Origin of the sequence: Moorena sp. SIO2C4, from assembly GCF_010672485.1 — a bacterium.
GTDB classification, from domain to species: domain Bacteria; phylum Cyanobacteriota; class Cyanobacteriia; order Cyanobacteriales; family Coleofasciculaceae; genus Moorena; species Moorena producens.
Genome location: NZ_JAAHGN010001474.1, coordinates 1 through 1,342, shown reverse-complemented (window position 1 = coordinate 1,342; position 1,342 = coordinate 1). Strand labels below are relative to the sequence as shown.

Annotated in this window: 2 protein-coding genes; both read right to left on the bottom strand. The window is 41.4% G+C overall.

The annotated features are described in order from the left end of the window. Positions 1-320: 320 nt before the first annotated feature. Complete coding sequence (locus F6K20_RS38725) at positions 321-497, bottom strand: hypothetical protein (protein WP_008184275.1); 177 nt, start codon at positions 495-497, stop codon at positions 321-323. A 373-nt stretch (positions 498-870) separates the two neighbouring features. Next, a complete protein-coding gene (locus F6K20_RS38720; RefSeq protein ID WP_008184273.1) occupies positions 871-1,047 on the bottom strand; it encodes a hypothetical protein in 177 nt (58 codons plus the stop codon). Positions 1,048-1,342 lie beyond the last annotated feature (295 nt).

Here is a 1,342-nt window from a genome sequence, read left to right as displayed (position 1 = left end):
TATCGAGCACAATGGGCACCTCTAATTTGATCGGAACTTGGAACACACAGGGTTTATGGTATTTGTAAGGCATGGGTTTTACCTCTTGCTGTAATTAATTTCAATCAACACATTTATATAATGTCAAATCTAACCCTGGCTTGGCAGTACCCTTGAGGGTACCTTTTCAGCAGCTGATCAGATCAGGGCATAAAGGGTATCGGTTTTCGTCTACAATAAAACTCCTCCATCCTGAGCTTAGGATGGAGGATAGAGAGGAGAGATAGGACTTAATTTATGCCCAGACTTTAAAAGCCAGCCGTCAAATATTCTTAAAGAAACTAACTGGTAACTGGTTCGGTGGACTGATCAGTAGCCGCTCCGTTCTCTTCGATCTCCATTTCCTCATACTTAGTAAAGCACTTACGCTTAGCACCTACAGCTAGGTCGAGCACAATTGGTACTTCTAATTTGATCGGAACTTGGAACACACAGGGTTTATCGTATTTGTAAGGCATGGGTTTTACCTCTTGCTGTAATTAATTTCAATCAACACATTTATATAATGTCAAATCTAACCCTGGCTTGGCAGTACCCTTGAGGGTACCTTTTATGAGGTGATATGATAGTGTTTCATAACTTAGCCTCGGTATTGGTGGGCATTGCCCATTTCATTTATAGGCTCACTAATTTTGATCTTCCTGAGCAATGCCCACCCTACGATTTTTGTCTGGTTCGGTATTGGTGGGGGTGATTATCGCTTAAGGTCTACAATAAAACTCCTCCCTCCTGAGCTCAGGAGGGAGGAAACAGAGGAGAGATAGGACTTAATTTATGCCGATAATTTCAAAGCCAACCGTCAAAGATTCCTGTCAAAGATTGCTAAAGATACTAAGTGCTAACTGGTTCGGGGGACTGATCAGTAGCCGCTCCGTTCTCTTCGAGTTCCATTTCCTCATATTTACTAAAGCACTTACGCTTAGCACCTACAGCTAGGTCGAGCACAATCGGTACTTCTAATTTGATCGGAACTTGGAACACACAGGGTTTATGGTATTTGTAAGCCATGGGTTTTACCTCTTGCTTTAATTAATTTCAATCAACACATTTATATAATGTCAGATCTAAATCCCTCTTGGCAGTACCCTTGAGGGTACCTTTGATAAACTGATAATAAGATAGCCTAACCAGGGTAAGCGCAAGAATCAATAAGCTGTAGCTTATTGAGAAAAAACGGGGCTCATTCTCAACTATTAAACTCTATTGAGAATCAAGTTCTACGAGATTATAGGGGTTTCGAGCCACGATCAACCGATATCCAGCCAATGCACATTATGGGCAATTTTTTCTTGCGCTTACCCTG

Excerpts from the sequence above, each read along its gene's own strand:
- F6K20_RS38725 (WP_008184275.1), bottom strand. The coding sequence starts at position 497 with ATGCCTTACAAATACGATAAACCCTGTGTGTTCCAAGTTCCGATCAAA.
- F6K20_RS38720 (WP_008184273.1), bottom strand. The coding sequence starts at position 1,047 with ATGGCTTACAAATACCATAAACCCTGTGTGTTCCAAGTTCCGATCAAA.